Annotated in this window: 17 protein-coding genes and 4 tRNA genes; 8 read left to right on the top strand and 13 right to left on the bottom strand. The window is 70.5% G+C overall.

Features of this window, described 5'->3' with window-relative positions; translation table 11 throughout:
- Nucleotides 1–3: 3 nt before the first annotated feature.
- The 3 genes from ABIA36_RS14155 to ABIA36_RS14145 form a co-directional block, all read right to left on the bottom strand.
- Nucleotides 4–627, bottom strand: coding sequence for an HIT domain-containing protein (locus tag ABIA36_RS14155; RefSeq protein WP_369963129.1), 624 nt, complete (start codon nt 625–627; stop codon nt 4–6).
- Entirely contained in the window at nt 615–2,603 is a 1,989-nt protein-coding gene (thrS, locus tag ABIA36_RS14150) for a threonine--tRNA ligase (RefSeq protein WP_369963127.1), read from the bottom strand. Before thrS ends, ABIA36_RS14155 begins: the two co-directional genes overlap by 13 nt.
- 103 nt (nt 2,604–2,706) lie before the next feature.
- Nucleotides 2,707–4,764, bottom strand: a complete 2,058-nt coding sequence (locus ABIA36_RS14145; protein WP_369963126.1) for a protease pro-enzyme activation domain-containing protein — start codon at nt 4,762–4,764, stop codon at nt 2,707–2,709.
- A 172-nt stretch (nt 4,765–4,936) separates the two neighbouring features.
- Here ABIA36_RS14145 and ABIA36_RS14140 point away from each other — a divergent pair, with 172 nt between their 5' ends.
- Genes ABIA36_RS14140 through ABIA36_RS14120 form a run of 5 tightly spaced genes read left to right on the top strand, consistent with a single transcriptional unit; the run spans nt 4,937 to nt 7,430 of the window.
- Nucleotides 4,937–5,377: an N-acetyltransferase family protein gene (locus tag ABIA36_RS14140; protein ID WP_369963125.1), complete on the top strand. Its 441-nt coding sequence runs from the start codon at nt 4,937–4,939 to the stop codon at nt 5,375–5,377.
- Nucleotides 5,378–5,423: 46 nt separating this feature from the next.
- Nucleotides 5,424–5,723: a hypothetical protein gene (locus ABIA36_RS14135; RefSeq protein WP_369963124.1), complete on the top strand. Its 300-nt coding sequence runs from the start codon at nt 5,424–5,426 to the stop codon at nt 5,721–5,723.
- 9 nt (nt 5,724–5,732) lie between these two features.
- A complete protein-coding gene (locus tag ABIA36_RS14130) occupies nt 5,733–6,179 on the top strand; it encodes an NUDIX domain-containing protein (RefSeq protein WP_369963123.1) in 447 nt (148 codons plus the stop codon).
- A 25-nt stretch (nt 6,180–6,204) separates the two neighbouring features.
- Nucleotides 6,205–6,960, top strand: a complete 756-nt coding sequence (locus tag ABIA36_RS14125; protein WP_369963122.1) for a class I SAM-dependent methyltransferase — start codon at nt 6,205–6,207, stop codon at nt 6,958–6,960.
- Nucleotides 6,957–7,430 carry a 2'-5' RNA ligase family protein gene (locus tag ABIA36_RS14120; RefSeq protein ID WP_369963121.1) on the top strand — a complete coding sequence of 158 codons (474 nt, stop codon included), beginning with the start codon at nt 6,957–6,959 and terminating at the stop codon, nt 7,428–7,430. The genes ABIA36_RS14125 and ABIA36_RS14120 overlap by 4 nt, the downstream gene beginning before the upstream one ends.
- A gap of 39 nt (nt 7,431–7,469) precedes the next feature.
- Here the strand turns inward: ABIA36_RS14120 and ABIA36_RS14115 are convergent, their stop codons facing one another.
- Genes ABIA36_RS14115 through ABIA36_RS14105 form a run of 3 tightly spaced genes read right to left on the bottom strand, consistent with a single transcriptional unit; the run spans nt 7,470 to nt 8,931 of the window.
- Nucleotides 7,470–7,874 (bottom strand): hypothetical protein, encoded by a 405-nt coding sequence (locus ABIA36_RS14115; RefSeq protein WP_369963120.1) that lies wholly within the window; start codon nt 7,872–7,874, stop codon nt 7,470–7,472.
- Between the two features lie 26 nt (nt 7,875–7,900).
- Complete coding sequence (locus ABIA36_RS14110; RefSeq protein WP_369963118.1) at nt 7,901–8,419, bottom strand: AAA family ATPase; 519 nt, start codon at nt 8,417–8,419, stop codon at nt 7,901–7,903.
- Nucleotides 8,416–8,931: an AAA family ATPase gene (locus tag ABIA36_RS14105; RefSeq protein WP_369963117.1), complete on the bottom strand. Its 516-nt coding sequence runs from the start codon at nt 8,929–8,931 to the stop codon at nt 8,416–8,418. The genes ABIA36_RS14110 and ABIA36_RS14105 overlap by 4 nt, the downstream gene beginning before the upstream one ends.
- A gap of 123 nt (nt 8,932–9,054) precedes the next feature.
- Between ABIA36_RS14105 and ABIA36_RS14100 the strand changes: the two genes are divergently transcribed.
- The gene (locus tag ABIA36_RS14100; protein WP_369963116.1) at nt 9,055–9,708 is read left to right on the top strand and encodes a GNAT family N-acetyltransferase; all 654 of its coding nucleotides are present in this window, start codon (nt 9,055–9,057) and stop codon (nt 9,706–9,708) included.
- 30 nt (nt 9,709–9,738) lie between these two features.
- Here the strand turns inward: ABIA36_RS14100 and ABIA36_RS14095 are convergent, their stop codons facing one another.
- The 4 genes from ABIA36_RS14095 to ABIA36_RS14080 form a co-directional block, all read right to left on the bottom strand.
- Nucleotides 9,739–11,250, bottom strand: a complete 1,512-nt coding sequence (locus ABIA36_RS14095; protein ID WP_369963115.1) for a condensation domain-containing protein — start codon at nt 11,248–11,250, stop codon at nt 9,739–9,741.
- 206 nt (nt 11,251–11,456) lie between these two features.
- Nucleotides 11,457–11,528, bottom strand: a tRNA-Val gene (locus ABIA36_RS14090).
- Between the two features lie 20 nt (nt 11,529–11,548).
- Nucleotides 11,549–11,622, bottom strand: a tRNA-Cys gene (locus tag ABIA36_RS14085).
- Between the two features lie 69 nt (nt 11,623–11,691).
- Nucleotides 11,692–11,764, bottom strand: a tRNA-Gly gene (locus tag ABIA36_RS14080).
- Nucleotides 11,765–11,952: 188 nt separating this feature from the next.
- On the opposite strand from ABIA36_RS14080, the gene ABIA36_RS14075 reads away from it, so the two are divergent.
- Nucleotides 11,953–12,025: transfer RNA gene (locus ABIA36_RS14075), tRNA-Val, on the top strand.
- 310 nt (nt 12,026–12,335) lie between these two features.
- Nucleotides 12,336–13,511, top strand: a complete 1,176-nt coding sequence (locus tag ABIA36_RS14070; protein WP_369963114.1) for a MalY/PatB family protein — start codon at nt 12,336–12,338, stop codon at nt 13,509–13,511.
- A gap of 132 nt (nt 13,512–13,643) precedes the next feature.
- Here ABIA36_RS14070 and ABIA36_RS14065 read toward each other — a convergent pair whose 3' ends face one another.
- The 3 genes from ABIA36_RS14065 to ABIA36_RS14055 form a co-directional block, all read right to left on the bottom strand.
- Nucleotides 13,644–14,936 carry an O-acetylhomoserine aminocarboxypropyltransferase/cysteine synthase family protein gene (locus ABIA36_RS14065; protein ID WP_369963113.1) on the bottom strand — a complete coding sequence of 431 codons (1,293 nt, stop codon included), beginning with the start codon at nt 14,934–14,936 and terminating at the stop codon, nt 13,644–13,646.
- Nucleotides 14,937–15,002: 66 nt separating this feature from the next.
- Entirely contained in the window at nt 15,003–15,536 is a 534-nt protein-coding gene (locus ABIA36_RS14060; RefSeq protein WP_369963111.1) for a type II toxin-antitoxin system PemK/MazF family toxin, read from the bottom strand.
- Nucleotides 15,478–16,695, bottom strand: a complete 1,218-nt coding sequence (locus ABIA36_RS14055) for an ammonium transporter (RefSeq protein ID WP_369963110.1) — start codon at nt 16,693–16,695, stop codon at nt 15,478–15,480. The genes ABIA36_RS14060 and ABIA36_RS14055 overlap by 59 nt, the downstream gene beginning before the upstream one ends.
- Between the last annotated feature and the right edge of the window lie 14 nt (nt 16,696–16,709).

Here is a 16,709-nt window from a genome sequence, read left to right as displayed (position 1 = left end):
GCGTCAGGCCTTCGGCCAGGCGACTGCGAGGGCCTGCCGCACCTCGCCGAGGAGCTGCGGCAGCGCCTTGGTCTTGGCGATGATCGGGAAGAAGTTCGCGTCCTGCGCCCAGCGCGGCACGATGTGCTGGTGGAGGTGCGCCGCGATCCCGGCGCCGGCGACCACCCCCTGATTCATCCCGATGTTGAAGCCGTCGTTGCGGGAGACCTCGCGGATGACGCGCATCGCCGTCTGGGTGATGCTGCCGATCTCCGCGACCTCCTCCGGCGTCGCCTCGTCGTAGTTCGCGATGTGACGGTACGGGCAGACCAGCAGGTGGCCGCTGTTGTACGGGAAGAGGTTGAGCAGTGCGTAAGCGTGCTCGCCGCGCGCGACGATCAGCGCGTCCTCGTCGCTCAGACTGGGGGCGACGCAGAACGGGCAGTCGTCCTTGCCCGGCTGTTGCCCGTGCTGGATGTAGACCATCCGGTGCGGGGTCCACAGCCGCTGGAACTCGTCCGGCACCCCGGCGAGGTGCGACGGGTCGTCGATGCGGATGCTCTCCGCACCGGCGACCGCGTCGCCGTGCTCGCCACCGTGCTCGCCACCGCCGTGGTCGGCGTAGTCGTCCAGGCTCAGGCGGGCCATGCCGTGTCGACCAGCTCGTGGCTCTCGATGCTCGCGACGATCCGCTCGATCGCCTCGTCCACGGTCACGCCGTTGCGCTGCGTGCCGTCGCGGAAGCGGAAGCTGACCGTGCTCGCCGTGGCGTCCTCCTCGCCCACGATGAGCTGGAAGGGCACCTTGGCCTTGGTGTGCGTGCGGATCTTCTTCTGCATGCGGTCGTCGGAGTGGTCCACCTCGGCGCGCACTCCCCTGGCCTTCAGCCGCGCGATCACGTCGTCGAGGAACGGCGCGTAGTTGTCGGCGACCGGGATGCCCACGACCTGGACCGGCGACAGCCAGACAGGGAAGGCGCCCGCGTAGTGCTCCAGCAGGATCGCGAAGAACCGCTCGATCGAACCGAGCAGGGCCCGGTGGATCATCGCCGGCTGCTTGCGCGTGCCGTCGGCCGCGTTGTACTCCAGCTCGAACAGCTCCGGCTGGTTGAAGTCGAGCTGGACCGTGGAGAGCTGCCAGGTGCGCCCGATCGCGTCGCGCGCCTGCACCGAGATCTTCGGGCCGTAGAAGGCCGCTCCGCCCGGGTCGTCCACGAGCTCAAGCCCGGACTCGATCGCCACCTCGCGGAGGGTGTCGGTCGCGGTCTCCCAGCTCTCGTCGCTGCCGACGTACTTCTCCGGGTCCTTGGTGGAGAGCTCCAGGTAGAAGTCGGTGAGGCCGTAGCCGCGCAGAGTCTCCAGCACGAACTCGAGCTGGCGGGCGACCTCGTCCTTGATCTGGTCGTCGGCCACGTAGATGTGCGCGTCGTCCTGGGTGAGGCCGCGCACGCGGGTGAGGCCCGAGAGCGTGCCGGACTTCTCGTACCGGTAGACGGTGCCGAACTCCGCCAGCCGCAGCGGCAGCTCGCGGTAGCTGCGTCCGCGCGCCCGGAAGATCAGGTTGTGCATCGGGCAGTTCATGGGCTTCAGGTAGTAGTCCTGCCCCTGCCGGGTGATGTTGCCCTCGGCGTCGCGCTCCTCATCCAGGTGCATCGGCGGGAACATGCCGTCCTTGTACCAGTTGAGGTGCTGGCTGGTCTCGAAGAGGTGCGCCTTGGTGATGTGCGGCGTGTTCACGACCTCGTAGCCGTTCGCGATCAGCCGATCGCGCATGTAGTCCTCGATCTCCTTGCGGATGATCCCGCCCTTGGGGTGGAACACCGCCAGGCCCGAGCCGATCTCGTCGGGGAAGCTGAACAGGTCGAGCTCCGCGCCGAGCTTGCGGTGGTCGCGCTTGGCGGCCTCCTCCATGCGGGTCTGGTACGCGCGCAGCTCGTCCTTGCTGGGCCACGCGGTTCCGTAGATGCGCTGGAGCTGCGGGTTCTTCTCCGAGCCGCGCCAGTAGGCGGCCGCGACGCGGGTGAGCGCCCAGCCGTTGCCGATCATGCGCGTGTTCGGGAGGTGCGGGCCGCGGCAGAGGTCCTTCCAGACCGTCTCGCCAGTCTTCGGGTCGACGTTGTCGTAGATGGTCAGCTCGCCGGAGCCGACCTCCACTGCCGCGTCGCCCTCCACTGTCTCGTCTCCGCCGCTCGACTCCGCACCGGAGCCCTTGAGCCCGATCAGTTCGAGCTTGTACGGCTCGCCGGCGAGCTCGGCGCGCGCCTCGTCGTCGGTCACGACGCGGCGCACGAAGCGCTGGCCCGCTCGGACGATGCGCGCCATCTCCTTGTCGAGGGCCTTGAGGTCCTCGGGGGTGAACGGCTCGGCGACGTCGAAGTCGTAGTAGAACCCGTCGGTGATGGGCGGCCCGATGCCGAGCTTGGCCTCCGGGTTGATCGCCTGCACTGCCTGCGCGAGGACGTGCGCCGTGGAGTGGCGGAGGATGTTCAGACCGTCGGGCGAGTCGATGGTGACCGGCTCGACCGTGTCGGTGGTCGTGACGGTCGTCGCGAGGTCCTTCAGCTCACCGTTGACGCGCATCGCGACAACGGAACGGTCGGTGAAGAGCTCGAAGCCGTCGGCCACCTGTCCACTCCTAGAGTCGTATTCCAATGGGATGCGTCAACTCTAGTCGGCGCGAGCGCCCCCTCCATTCCGGGAGGGGGCACTCGGCACTGCGATGGACGCGCTACTTCGTGATCGCCGCGAAGAAGGAGGCGCCGTTCGGCGTCCCCACTCCGGTGGCGGTGTCGTAGCCCTTGGTGCTGTGGAGCGTCTGGTTCGGCGTCTCCTGGGTCCGCAGGCTGTAGCTGAGACCGCCCGCCGCGCTCTCGCTGTCGACGTAGTTGACCCGGAGGACGCTCGGCAGCGCCGAGCCGAACAGGTCGGCCTGGTCGACGTCGTAGTAGGCGGAGCCTCCCGCCGAGTACGCCCCGTAGATGCGCGGGTTCAGGAACCCGAGCGGGGAGCCGGCGACCTGGTTGGCGACGGCGGCGATGCCCGCGGTCAGCGGCGCGGCGACGGAGGTGCCGCCGATGCGGTACTCGTCGTAGTACGTGCCGTTGCTGAACGTCTGCGTCTGCCCGACGAGCAGGCCCGTGTTCGGGTCGGCCAGCGCGCTGATGTCGGGCACCAGCCGCCCTGAGGCCGAGCCGACCGCCGCAGCCTGGTACGACGGCTGCGCGAAGATGGTGCTCACGCCTCCGCCGCCACCGCCGTTGAAGCCGCCCGGCAGGGCCGTCTTGAATGTGCCGTCCAGCTCGTACGGGGCTCCGGACATGTGGTCGGTCGCCGTCGGGGTCACCGCGTCGAGCCCGGTCTGCCAGCCCACCTCGAACGACCGCTTCCAGCCGCTCTTGTTCAGCGCGGAAGTCGGGTCGTCGACCGAGGCGTAGCTCAGACCGGTCGGCGCGGCCGCGGTCGGCACGACCGAGGCCGAGCTGCCGCCGACGGCGGTCACCCACGGGCTGTCCGCGTAGAAGTCGACCGCCGGCTTGCCGAACGTGCCGACCTCGTCGCCGCCGTCACCGCTGGAGACGAACACGCCGATGCCGGTCGCCGCGGCCTGGATGAAGGTGTTGTTGAGGCTGTTGATGAAGCCCTGCGGCAGGGCCTCGCCCTGGAAGCCGTAGCTGATCGACAGGATGCTCGCCAGGTGCTTGTCGACGATGTGGTTGACCGACGCGTCGAAGTCCTGACGCGCGTTCGAGGAGCCGACGTAGAGCAGAGCGGCGTCCGGCGCGGTGGTGTGGATGGCCTCCGCGTCGAGCGTCTCCTCGCCGTAGAAGTCGCCTGGCGTCTGCTTCGGCGTGTCGGGGTGCTTGTACACGCCCGGCGCCACAACCTGCGTGATCTTCGGGGCCGGGAGGCCGTGCAGGCTGCTGTACTTCGTCACGTCCTGCACCAGCGTCGGGCTGGCGGTCGCGCCGACGAAGGCGACCGTCTGGCCGGCTCCCGTCGCGGCCACCGAGTCGAGTCCGTAGAGGCCGCGCACCTGGGCCGGCGTGTACCCGCACGGGGCGATCGGCTTGCTGCTGGTGCCGTACGCCGGTGCGTTGGGCATCGCGACCGTCTTCTCGCCATACCAGAGCGAGCACGGCTGACCGGCGCGGAAGCCCGCGGACGGGGCGCCGTGGACCTGGTTCGGGCCGTTGCCGTTCGTGTTGGTCGGCGCGATGAGGTCGGCTCCCTGGTCGAGGCCCGCCACGCTCTCGACGATGCCGTTGAGGGAGGCCGGGATGGTGACCGCAGACTCCGGAGCGCGCAGCGTGGTGCCGTACGCGTCGTACTCGCCGAGAGTGACGCCGAACGCGCTCTGCGCCTGGGCCACTGTGCCTTCAGCGGAGACGTACCGGTTGTTCGACGGCGTGTCCACGATCGAGAAGCCGGCGTTGCGCAGGAACTGCTGCACCGCGACCACGCTGGACTGCGCCGGCGCGAACTGCTTGCGGAACTGCTGCGGCGTCAGGTACTGCCGGTAGCTCGCCGAGCCGGGCGTGGACACGGCGAGCGCCGTCGCCGCGGCCTGCGCCTGGTTCTGCCACGGCAGGTACACCCGCAGGTCGACCGTGTCGGTCGCGGGGGCCGCGGAGCGGAGTGCCTTGGCGTTCGCCCACGCCGGCTGGCTGCCGGGCAGGGCGCTCCTTCCTGGAGCCGCGACGGCGGGCGACGCCGCCACCGCGGCAAAGAGAAGGGCCGCGCCGGTGGTGACGGCTGCGGCCCTGAGGGTTCTGGTTGTGTTGCGCATGGATGTCCTTTCACCAATGCGATGGATGCGCCGGTAAGCGCACGGCTATCCAACCCCTGTGAACGGGGGTAGACCAAGCATGGATTCCTGAGAAATCTCTCAGGAATAGGGGATGGTATCCGGGATGCTCTCACCCCGGCGCGCGCACAACTCCGTTGTTACGGTGGAACGCATGACCACGATCGAGATCGACATCCCGACCGCCCTCGACAGCACCGACCTGGACGCGATCCGCCGGCTGCTGCCGCAACTCTCCCGCTCGTCCACGTTCGACGAGGAGCGGCTGCTGGCGATGCTGGGCCACCCCGGCACCGACCTGCTCGTCGCCCGCGTGGACGGCGAGGTGGCCGGGATGGCGACTCTGGCGTCGTTCCCGCTCGCGACCGGCTGGCGCGGACACGTGGACGATGTGGTGGTGGACGACGCGCATCGCGGCCAGGGCATCGCCCGCAGGCTGTTGGAGGCGATCATCCAGCTCGCCGAGACGCGCGGCCTCCGGACGCTCGACCTGACCTCGCGCCCCAGCCGCCGGGCCGCGATCGCCCTGTACGAGTCGGTGGGGTTCGTTCGGCGGGAGTCGACGCTGATGCGGTACGCGGAGGTGCAGGACTGAGCCGCGTCTTCCTGCGTGGTTATACTCCTCCGCAAGGAGGGCGGACATGTACTTCACGATCCACACCCTGGACGGGAATCCGGACGAACTGCTCGCCGCCAAGCGGGAGCACTTCGACCCCGTGGTCGCCGAGCATGCCCCGCGTTTCGGCGCGATATCGACGGTGACCCTGCGCACGGACACAGGACTCACCGTCTACAACCTCTGGCTCGACGCGGACGGGGCTCGAAGCTTCACCGCCCTCCCGGAGATCCAGAACGCGCAGCGCGTCTCGCGCCTCCCGGCGCCGAGCAGCTTCGTCCGGCACGACGACGCGGACGGGACGGACTTCTCCGCCGTTCCGTAGGCTGCAGGCATGCCGATGTCCGAGTACGTCCGGTCGATCCGCGAGCGGATCGGCAACGACCTCCTGCTGCTTCCCGCTGTCACGGCGGTGATCCGGGACGGCGAGCGCTTCCTGCTGGCACGTGGCGTGGACTCCGCCGAGTGGAGCCTCATCGGCGGCGGGGTCGAGCCGGGCGAGCAGCCGGCAGAGGCGCTCGCGCGCGAGGTGTACGAGGAGACCGGCGCCGCGCTGCGGATCACGGCGATCGTCGGCGTCTACGGCGGCGAGCCGCTGATGGTCGACTACCCGAACGGCGACCGGGCCGGCTACGTCACGACGGCGTACGAGTGCCACGTCGTCGGACATCCCGAACCGGACGGGCAGGAGATCGCCGAGCTGGGATGGTTCGGCCGTGAGGAGATCGCCGCGTTGCCGCGGCAGGGCTGGATCGACCAGGTGATCGCGGATGCGCGGTGAGCGGTCCGTCTGGAACGATGCCGGTATGACCCGACCACTCCACGCAGGCCGTGACGACACGCAGCGCACGGTTCCCTACGACGCGATCGCCGCAGGCTACACGGAGCTCAACGCGACCAGCCTCCTGAACGAGTACTACAACCGGCCCGCCCTCGTGGAGCTGGCGGGGGATGTCACCGGCCGCCGCATCCTGGACGTCGGGTGCGGTTCGGGTCCGATCCTGGCCGACCTCCGCGACCGCGATGCGACCGTCACCGGTGTCGACTCCAGCGCCGGGATGCTCGAACAGGCCAGAGCCCGGCTCGGGAGCACAGTGGACCTGCGCGTCGTCGACCTGGCGGCGCGGCTGCCGTTCGACGACGACGCCTTCGACGACGTCATCGCCTCCCAGGTCCTGCACTACCTGAAGGACTGGGCGCCGACCCTCGCGGAACTCCATCGCGTCCTCAAGCCCGGCGGCCGGCTGATCGTCTCGGAGGAGCACCCGACCGCCCTCTTCCTGTCGGACCGGCTCTCGGGCGGCGACCGGGAGTATTTCGGGGTCCACGAACGAGTCGAGGAGTGGACGCTGGGCGGCGGGACCGCCGTGCTCACCTTCTGGGACCGGCCGCTGCACGCGATGACCGATGCGTTCGCGGCCGCCGGCTTCCGCATCTCGGCGATCAGCGAGCCCGCCCCCGCCCCGGCGGCGTTCGACCGCTTCCCGGAACTGCGGAGTCGCGAGAGCGGACGGTTCCTCGCGTTCCTGCTCTTCGTGCTGGTGGCGGAGCCCTCCGCGTGACGGCGGTCCGGTTCGCCGTCGTCGCGCTCTTCGCACCGCTGGACGTCGGCACGTCCATCGCGCGTTCGGCGTGGCCCGCGCATCTGACACTGGTCTCGAACTTCACCGCCGAAGCTCCACCGGAACGGGTCGTCGGAGTCGTCCGCGACGCGCTGATCGACCCACCCGTGGCGGCACGGCTGGCCGGGCGGGCGATGTTCGGCCCCCGCGGCGATGTCCCGGTCCAGCTCGTGGAGCCCGGCCCGTTCCCCGGCGTGCACGAAGCGCTCGCGGCCGCCGTCGAGGGCCTCCCCGGCTTCGTCGCCGACGAGCCCGAGTACTGGCACGACGAGTACCGACCGCACATCACCCTCGGTTCCGCCGAGACGCTGCGGGAGGGCGACCTGTGGCCGGTCCGCTGCGTCGCGACGGCGCAGCTCACCGAGGCGCACGGCACGATCATCGACCTCGTGGAGGTGGCGGCGGGGTGAGCGCCGCCGCCGAGGGCACTCTCGCGATCAGGCTGCCCGTCATCCCGCCCGCCCTGGCTCGATGAGGAACGTCCCCCCACCGAGCTCGATCACGACTTCCCGCTCCCGGGACGTTCGCGCCGACCGGACGATGTCACCCTGCAGCGACACGATCGCCTGGCGGAAGCCCGCGTCGCCGTAGCGGAGCACACGGGTCCCCACCACGACGGTCGGCCACTCGGGAATGGTGACGATCGCCTGTCGCTCGCCGACGAACACCAGTTGCGGATCCTCCACGTCGAACGTGACACGTTCGAAGGTCGCGCCGTGCAGTTGCTCGATGAGCCGGGTGCTGCCGACCGACCAGCCTCGCGCGCGTGCATCCTGGACGGCATCGCGTCGATCGAAGCGACGCCCGACCAGCACACGACCGGCGATCAGAGCCGAGCAGGCGAGGAAGATCACCGCGCCCCAGACCCCGTACCCCACGGTCAGAGGCTAGCGCGAATCGCATCCAGCACGAGGTCGGCGGCCGCCCGCGCACTGACCGACGCGTCGAGCCGGGTCTCCGTCACGAAGTCCAGCGGCTGCCAGCCGTGGTACCAGCCGCTCATCTCGTCCGCGGTGAACACCTCGGCCTTCGCCCGCGTCGCGTGCCGTCTGACCGTCTCCTCGAGCGGGAGGTCCCACGCGAAGAACCGCGGACCCGGCGCGGCCGCGGCGAGCCGTTCGAGGGCGCGCTGGTAGCGGCCGGCGTTCAGGATGCCTTCGACCACCACCACGAGTCCTCGGGCGAGCCCCCACGAGGCGATCGTCTCGATCAGGTCGACGTTCGCCGTGTCGGCGCTGTCGGCGTCGTCCAGGAGCTGCCGCCGCACGACGTCCTGAGCCACGACGAGGCACTCGCCGGGCCCGAACTCCCCCTGCACCAGGCGTGCCACGGTGGACTTCCCCGAGCCGGAGTTGCCGCGGAGGACGACGAGCGCCCCCGCGCGACGCTCCCCCGTCATGCGCGCTCCCCGGCCGCGACCACCCGCAGCACACGGTCCGCCACCGCCGCCGCGTCGTCGGCGCTCGTGTCCACCACCTCACCCTCGATGCCGGCGGCGTCGAGGATCGCCGTCAGCTCCGCCGAGCGGGCGAGGTGCCAGGCCAGGCCGTCCGGATCGTCCCGGTGCCGGCCCCGCAGCCGTCGCTCGATGACCGCGGCGTCGGCGACCAGCCGCACCACGGTCGCGGAACCGCCGGCCGCACGCCGGAATCGCTCCGCGTCCGCCCGGGACTCGATCACCCCCGCGACGACCACGAGTTCGGCGCCGGCCGCGGCGAAGTTCGCCGAGAGCGCCGCGACGTTCGCGAGCTGGAGCTCCAGGTTGAACGGGTCGCCGTCCGGGGCGGGACGGAAGCGGCGCACCTCGTCGAGGTCGATGACGGCGTGCGGCCGCGCCTCCAGCTCGCTGATGGCGTCGGCGACGGAGGTCTTGCCGACCCCGACCGTGCCGTTCAGGAACACTGCGTGCATCCCGCGATTCTCGCAGGCCGTTGTGTCGCGCCGTGCACGCATCGCGTTGCGCGAGCCGGCCGACGAACCTACGATCGCTGCGTACCTACACCGACCGAGCGCGCGGACGAGTACTGGTCGGCGGTGTTCCGGGTCGACCAGGAGGCGCTGCGGGCTCCCGGGGTCCACGCCACGTTCGTCGACGATCCGAGTGCGGGCATCTACGTGCTGCGGATCGGGGACACCGTGCGCGTGCGCGCCCGCGTTACGCTTCGGGCCCGGGTCGACAGCCTCCTCCGCGATCTCCGGGTCGACGATGCCCTCGACCCGGCGCCGTGGGGGTCCGCCCTCCAGGACCTCGATCCGGTCATCCTGGGGCCGGCGGCTCATTTCGTGTCGGGGAGCGTTCCGGTCGCGTCGGTCGAGGAGGCGCGGCCGACTCTCGCGGACGTGCGGCGAATGGCCGAGCGGATCCCGGCCGCCGAGGTCGAGGAGTCCGGGGTGCTGGAGGAGGACGTCGAGCGCTTCGGGTCGTGGTCGGACGGCACCCTCGTGGCCGTCTCCGCGCTGAGCCCCTGGGTCGGCGGACACACCGACGTGGGCCTGCTCGTCGCCCCCGCCTTCCGTGGACGCGGCCTCGGCGCACAGGTGGCAGCGGTCGCTGTCGGCGTCGCCACACGGCGCGCCGGGATCGTGCGCTGGCGGTGCCGCGAGGACAACGCCGCCTCGCTGCGGCTCGCGTCGCGTTTCGGGCTGACCCCGTACGGGAGAAATCTCGGCGTCCGCGTCGCCCTCTGACGGTCCGCGCGGTACTGGCGGCGTGGGACGTCAGCGAACGGGTTGGCCAGCCATCTGGTGTTCGGTCTCCACGTCGCGGCGGCTTCCGCACAACGCTGGATGGGAGTGCAGTCTTGTCCAGCCGACAGCGTCGGAGCCCGCGGGCTGGGTGCCGCCGCGCAGTTCGTGCAGCAGAATGTCCGTGATTCGCTGGGTGTAGTCGTCCAGAACCCCAATGGCCGACGGTGTCAGGGGGTGTCGGACGCTGATGTGCACTCCGTCATGCTGCCGCGAAATCCACACGTGGCTGTCGTCTGCTTCGGTTACCCGACCCATGGTGCTTGCGTTCCATTCGGAATGACGGTCACCGCCTGGCATGCTGCGGTAGTCGGTGTAGGACACCATCGAGAAGAAGTCCCGGCGGTTGACGCGGAAGTCCTCCCCGAGCAGTTCCACGATCCGAAGGGCGGGGAAGCTTGCCAGCCGGAGCGCTCTTTGGGTGCTCAGTTGAGCCCGTCGCAGGACGTCGGTGAAGCTGGTGGCGCCGCCGAGTGAGAACTCGACGGGGGTGCACGTGACGAACCAGCCCATTGCGTGCTTCCACGTTGGTCGGCGTCGGGTTTGAGCGGGAGTGATCGTGCGGAACACCTCGTTCCCTGTCATCGAATGAATGGAGATCGCCATCGCGGCGAGGATGCCGGCGAAGATTCCGCCGCTGCCTTCTTCGCACAGCTCCTCGAAAAGGCCGGCTTCGGAAACGGTGAGGATCCTCTGGTTGTAGACGCTCTGGGGCCACGACTGGCCCACAGTGACGCCGAGATCCAAGGGGAAGGCGGGCGCCGTTCCTCCGCTGGCGCGGACGAACTCTCGCCATTCGGCTACGGGCTGATCATCCGCGCTGATCGCTGCACCACGGGTCCTCTCGGCAGCGCAGAGTTCCAGAAAACTTCCCGTCTCCGGCAGAGCCGGCGCGCGGCCGGCCAGGAATGCCTCGTAGCTCGTGGCCAGCTCCCACACGGCAAGGGCAAGCGAGTAGCCATCGCCTGCGGTGTGGTCCAGCCCAACGAACACTGTCGAACTGCTCTCCCGGATGACCACGCCGAGCACCAACGGAGGCCACGAGAACGGGTCGGTCCCGGCAGCGAAGCGTTCGTCGAGGTAGTCGTGCAAAGTGTCCGCAGACTCGAAAAGGACCCCGGGTCCCCTGACGAGTTCTATCGCGTCGGGTGCCAGGGTGAACCGCTCGATGCGCTCGGCCGGGACGTTGAGGCGGAAACCGCTGCGCAGCGCCTCGTGTCGTTCCATCCAGGCCCGGAACGCGTGACCGAGCGCGTCGAGGTCGGCCGCGCCGTCCAGCTCGAACGACGTTCCGATCCACGGATTGCCTGGCAGACCGGTACGCTCGGCCGCCAGCGACGCGTTCAGGTGCAATTCCTGGTTGTACGACAACGGAACAGGGTCGACGGGCGCGAGCTGAACGCTGGCCGCCGTCTCTCGGCCCACCGTCCACTCGAAAACGGTCCCCGGGGCGGGACGAAAATCCAGAAACGAAATCGGCTTCATGCGAGCAACAACCCCCAGCAGTTAGGTAGGACACCTTGTCTACTCAGACGCTATGTTCCACGCGTGAACACGCCGTTACGCTCGCTTGAACCGTGAACCCGCAACACGAGGCGGCTGCCCCAGATCCACCCCACGAGCGCGACATCGAGCGGGAGAGATCTCCCCGGAAACGACGAAACCCCCGGAAATCCGGGGGTCTCTTTCTGTGGGCGATACTGGGATCGAACCAGTGACCTCTTCCGTGTCAGGGAAGCGCGCTACCGCTGCGCCAATCGCCCAGAGCCTGAGTTGTTCAGGATGGAGGTGGATACGGGATTCGAACCCGTGTATACGGCTTTGCAGGCCGCTGCCTCGCCTCTCGGCCAATCCACCGAAGCCACAACACGGAAGAACCGTACCGTATTCGAGAGGCCCGGATTCCGAGGAAACCAGGCCGACTCGAGCGGATGACGAGACTCGAACTCGCGACCCTCACCTTGGCAAGGTGATGCGCTACCAACTGCGCTACATCCGCATTTCGCGCCCCGGTCTCCCGCGGCACTTGAATGACTTTAGCCGATCGGCGGGCCGATGACAAAACCGGACGCGCCGGCCGGGTGTGTCGCACGACGCAACGCCCGGCGCGCGGGGCCGATGTGCATTCCGGGGCCGGCGTCGGATAGTATCGAGTCTCGCAGCCGGAATCCCCGGCCGCGCACGCACGGGCGATTGGCGCAGTTGGTAGCGCGCTTCCTTCACACGGAAGAGGTCATCAGTTCGAGTCTGGTATCGCCCACCGCAACAAGGAACCCCGGTCTGTGGCCGGGGTTCTCGTGTTAACGGGACGACCAGGCCGTCAGGCTCCCTGGCTCGGGTGCGGCAGGTCCCCCACCCGCGCCTGCTCGCTCCGCATCGCCGCCGTCAGCGCATCCCGCACCGCGGCGTACTCCGGACGCGTGGGACGCGTGGTCGTCGGTGAGGATCATCGCGACGTTCGGCCGGCGTTCGCTCATGCTTTCCCCTCCACGGGACCGTTCTACGCCCTTACCTTACGTTCCGTGACACGCCCGGATGCGCTCGGCGCCGCCGTGCCGCATCCTTGCTCAATGAGCTTCGCACCGGCCCGCCCCCTGGAGCAGCTCTTCGCGTCCCGCTCCAGCATCAAGTGGCGCCGCTACCCGGCGGACGTCCTGCCGGTCTTCGTAGCCGAGATGGACTTCGACGTCGAGCCGGCCATCCTCGACCGCGTCGCCGAGACGCTCCGGAACTCGGACACCGGGTACCTCGACTCCGCCGGTCCGCTCGCGCCCGCCTTCGCCGACTTCGCGTGGAGCTCGTGGTCGTGGGGCGTCGACCCGGAGTGGGTGCACCTGGCCACCGACGTGACGGTGGGCGTGGTCGAGACGCTGCGGCTGGTGCTGCCGGAGGCCGGCGGCCGCGTGGTCCTGACGCCCCCGGTCTATCCGCCGTTCTTCGAGATGATCGAGGAGGCCGACGCCGTGGCGATCACGGTTCCGCTGCGCGAGGACGCCGGCTGGACGCTCGACCTCGACGGTCTGGAGGCCGCCTTCGCCGCGGGAGCCGACGCGATGCTGCTCTGCAACCCGCAGAACCCGACCGGGCGATGTCACAGCCGCCGCACCCTGGAGGCGCTCGCCCGCCTCGCCGCACGCTACGGGGTGTTCGTCGTCAGCGACGAGGTGCACGCCCCGCTCGCCCACCCGGGCGCCCGCTTCACGCCGTTCGCGCCCGTCGCCCGCGCGGCCGGCGCCCGTGCCGTCACGGTGACCTCCGCCAGCAAGGCGTGGAACCTCGCCGGGCTCAAGTGCGCGGTCATCGTCGCCGCGGAGCCGACCACCGCCGACCTGCTGACCCGGCTCCCGGAGGAGCTCGCCGCGCGCACCAGCATCCTCGGCCTCCACGCCAACGTCGCTGCGCTCTCGTGCCTGCGCTGGCGGGACGGGCTGCTGGAGCAGCTCGTGACCAACCTCCGGCTGCTGGAGGCCGAGCTCGCCGTGCACGCGCCGACGGTGCGGGTGGTCCGGCCCGACGCCGGCTACCTCGCCTGGCTGGACTTCCGCGGCACCGGGCTCGGGGACGACCCCGCCCGTGTGCTGATCGACACCGGCCGGGTCGCGCTGAACTCCGGTCTCGCGTTCGGAGAGCAGGGCCGCGGCTTCGCCCGCATCAACCTCGCCTGCGACCCGAGCACCGTCGTGGAGGCCGTCCGCCGCATCGCCGCGACCGTCGCCGCGGCGGCCCCCGCGCTCGCCCCCGCGTAGCCCGCGACATTCGTCACGAATCGCGCGAATGGCGCCCACCCCTCGCACGCGATCCGGCACGAATGGCGTGAATGGCGCGGGCATTCGCGACATTCGGCACGAATGTCCGCGAGTCTCGGCCGCGCGAGCGCGCTACGCCTGCAGGGCCTGCCGCAGGTCCGCGATGATGTCGCGCGCGCTCTCGATGCCGATCGACAGCCGCACCAGGCCGGGCGTGATCCCGGCCGCCAGCCGCTCCTCCTCGGTGAGCTTCGCGTGGATGGTGCTGCCCAGATGGATGGCCAGCGTGCGCACGTCGCCGATGTGCGTCATCGGGCTGACCAGCCGCAGCGCGTCGAGGAACCGTCGCGCGGCCTCCCGCCCACCCGCCAGGTCGATCGAGACGATGGAGCCCGCCCCGCGGGGCAGGTAGCGCGCTGCCAGCGCGTGATACGGGTCGTCCGGCAGCCCCGGATAGTACACGCGCGACACCTCCGGCCGACCGGCCAGGAACTCCGCAACCTCCTGCGCGTTGGCGACGTGCCGATCCATCCGCACCGACAGCGTCTCGATGCCGTGCAGGAGCAGGAAGGTGCTGAACGGCGGCACCGTGGGCCCGTACTCCAGCACGATCACCGTGCGCAGGTAGGCGAGGTACGCGCCGGCGCCGAACCGCTCCACGAAGGAGGCCGTGCCCGGCCGGGGCGGCTCGGTGAGCTGCGGGAAGCGGTCCGCATTCGCCGCCCAGTCGAACCTGCCGCCGTCGACCACCGCGCCGCCGATCACCGAGCCGTGCCCGGACAGCCACTTGGAGGTCGAGTGCACGACGATGTCGGCGCCGTCCTCGATGGGCCGCCACAGGTACGGCGTCGGGACGGTGTTGTCCACCACGAGCGGGACGCCGGCCGCGTGCGCGACCCCGGCCAGCCGTGCGATGTCGACCACCTGGCCGAGCGGGTTCGGCAGCGTCTCGGTGTAGACGGCCTTCGTGTTGGGCCGGAACCGCGCCGCCCACTCCGCGTCCGACGCGTCGTCGTCCACGTACTCGAAGGCGATCCCCTGGCGTTTGAGGATGCCGCGGAACATCTCGCGCGTCCCCTCGTACAGCGACCGGGTGGCGAGGATGTGGTCGCCCGCCTCCGCGAGCGCGTTGATCGCGGCGGCGATGGCGGCCTGGCCGCTGGAGACCACGATCCCGTCGACGCCGCCCTCCAGGTCGGCGATGCGCCGCCCGGCGACGGCGTTCGTCGGGTTGTCGTTGCGCGAGTACGCGCGGAACCCGCTGCGACCGGCGAAGCGCTCCTCGCCGTCGTCGAAGTCGTCGAAGACGTAGCCGGCGGTCTGGTAGATCGGGGTGACGCGGGCGCGGGTCTCGGCGTCGACCACCGCTCCGGCGTGGATCTGCCGGGTCTCGAAGTCGAGCGGGCGCGAACAGTCGTCAGGCATGCCGACACTGTAGTGACGTGGGCGGCGAGCCGTGCAATCCCCGTTCACCGTTCGTCACGCACGCCCTCAGCTCCAGCCGTACAGCCCCCGCAGTGCGGTGCGGACCGTCGCGAACCGGCGTGCGTCCAGGGCCGCGGCCTCCCGGCGCATCCCGGTGCGGTGCACGCGGAACACCCGGTCGAGCCGGACGAAGCTCGGCCTCCCCCGCCCGTCCCAGCCGCCCGCGCCGATGGCCAGGTACTCGGGACGCCCGGGGTGCGCCTGGCTGGTCAGTGCGACCGCGATCACGCTCCCGGACCGCTCCACTGCCACCACGAGCACCGGCCGGTCCTTGCCGCGGCCGTCGTTCTCCTCGTAGGGCACCCAGGTCCAGACGATCTCGCCGGGGTCGGGCTCGCCGTCGGTCTTCGGGTTGTACGAGGTGCGGAGGCCCTTCAGCCGCCGCGGGTCGACTTGGACGGTCGCGTCGACGCCCCCGCGCCCGGGCTCGACCCCGGCGACGCGTCCGGTCCGGGCGGCCGCGGATCGGGACGGCTGGCGTTCAGCCTTCCGCGCCGCGGGCCGGAACAGTCGCGCGATCGCGTCGAGGAGTCGGCTCACTCGTGGCACGATAGCGGATCCGGGTGAGGCCCAGCGTCCAGCGCAGCGTGAACGCCACGAGCAGGGACACCAGGAACGAGCCGATCAGCACCGAGAATCCCGCGATCGCCTGGGCGGTGAACAGGTCGAAGTTGCCGCTGTCCACCATCCCGCCGCCCGCCCCGAACAACCCGACGTAGAGCAAGCCGACCATGCTGGCGACCGTCACGATGACGATCAGCGCCATCGAGGCGCCGAACCGCGCCCGGGCGGCCAGGTCGACCATCGTCGCGCACGCGAGCGCGGCGACCGCACCGAGCAGCAGCGCCCAGCCGGGGGTCAGCACCCCGGCCGCGGGGGTGATCGCGACGAGCCCGGAGAAGGCGCCGCACAGCGCGCTCACCGTGGTGGGCCGGCGCAGCAGCACCCGGTCCACGACCAGCCAGGCCAGGCAGCCTCCGGAGGAGGCGACGAACGCGTTGGTCGCGATCAGGCCGGTGTAGGAGTCCACTGCGCCCTCCGACCCGACGACCAGCCCGAGCCAGCCGACCCAGACCAGGGTGCCGCCGATGGCGATGGCCGGGAAGCTGCGCTGCTCGGGAGGCCGGTGCTCTCCGCGGCCGCACGCCAGGATGACCCCGGCGGCCGCCGCTCCTGCCGCCACGCCGATGGGCAGCGCTCCCCCGAAGTCGATCACCCCGAGCACGCCGGTCGCCCAGCCGTCGTCGAGCGCGAACACCGCGTAGCCCGCCGGGTACAGCACGAGCACCGACCAGAGCACCGTGAACACCAGCCAGGCGCGCAGCGTGATCCGCGACGCGACCGCGACGCCCACGATCGCGACCGACACGGTGGCTGCCGCGAGGATCGCCCCCGCCTTGGCCAGGGCGTACAGGTCGGCCCGGTGCGACGCGGCGCCGAAGCCGGTGGCGAGGTCGAACGACGGAGCGCCGACGACGTGCGCCAGCCACGGCCGTCCGGCGAGCATCCCGTAGCCGCCGGCCACGCCGAGCAGGACGGTCGCCGCCGTGCCGGTGAGGGCGAACTTCAGTGCCCGGGAGGTCGTGGATCGGCCTCCGAGGCCGCCGACGAAGAACGCGAGCCCGAACGGGACGAGCAGCGTCAGCGCGGCGCAGACGAACAGCAGCAGGGTGTCGACCTGCTCGCCCGTCGCGGCCATCCCGCTCCCTTCCG

The sequence above is a fragment of the Leifsonia sp. EB34 genome (assembly GCF_041260585.1).
Lineage (GTDB): Bacteria > Actinomycetota > Actinomycetes > Actinomycetales > Microbacteriaceae > Leifsonia.
The sequence above is the reverse complement of the archived record's forward strand: the minus strand, read 5'-3'. Positions and strand labels throughout refer to the sequence as shown.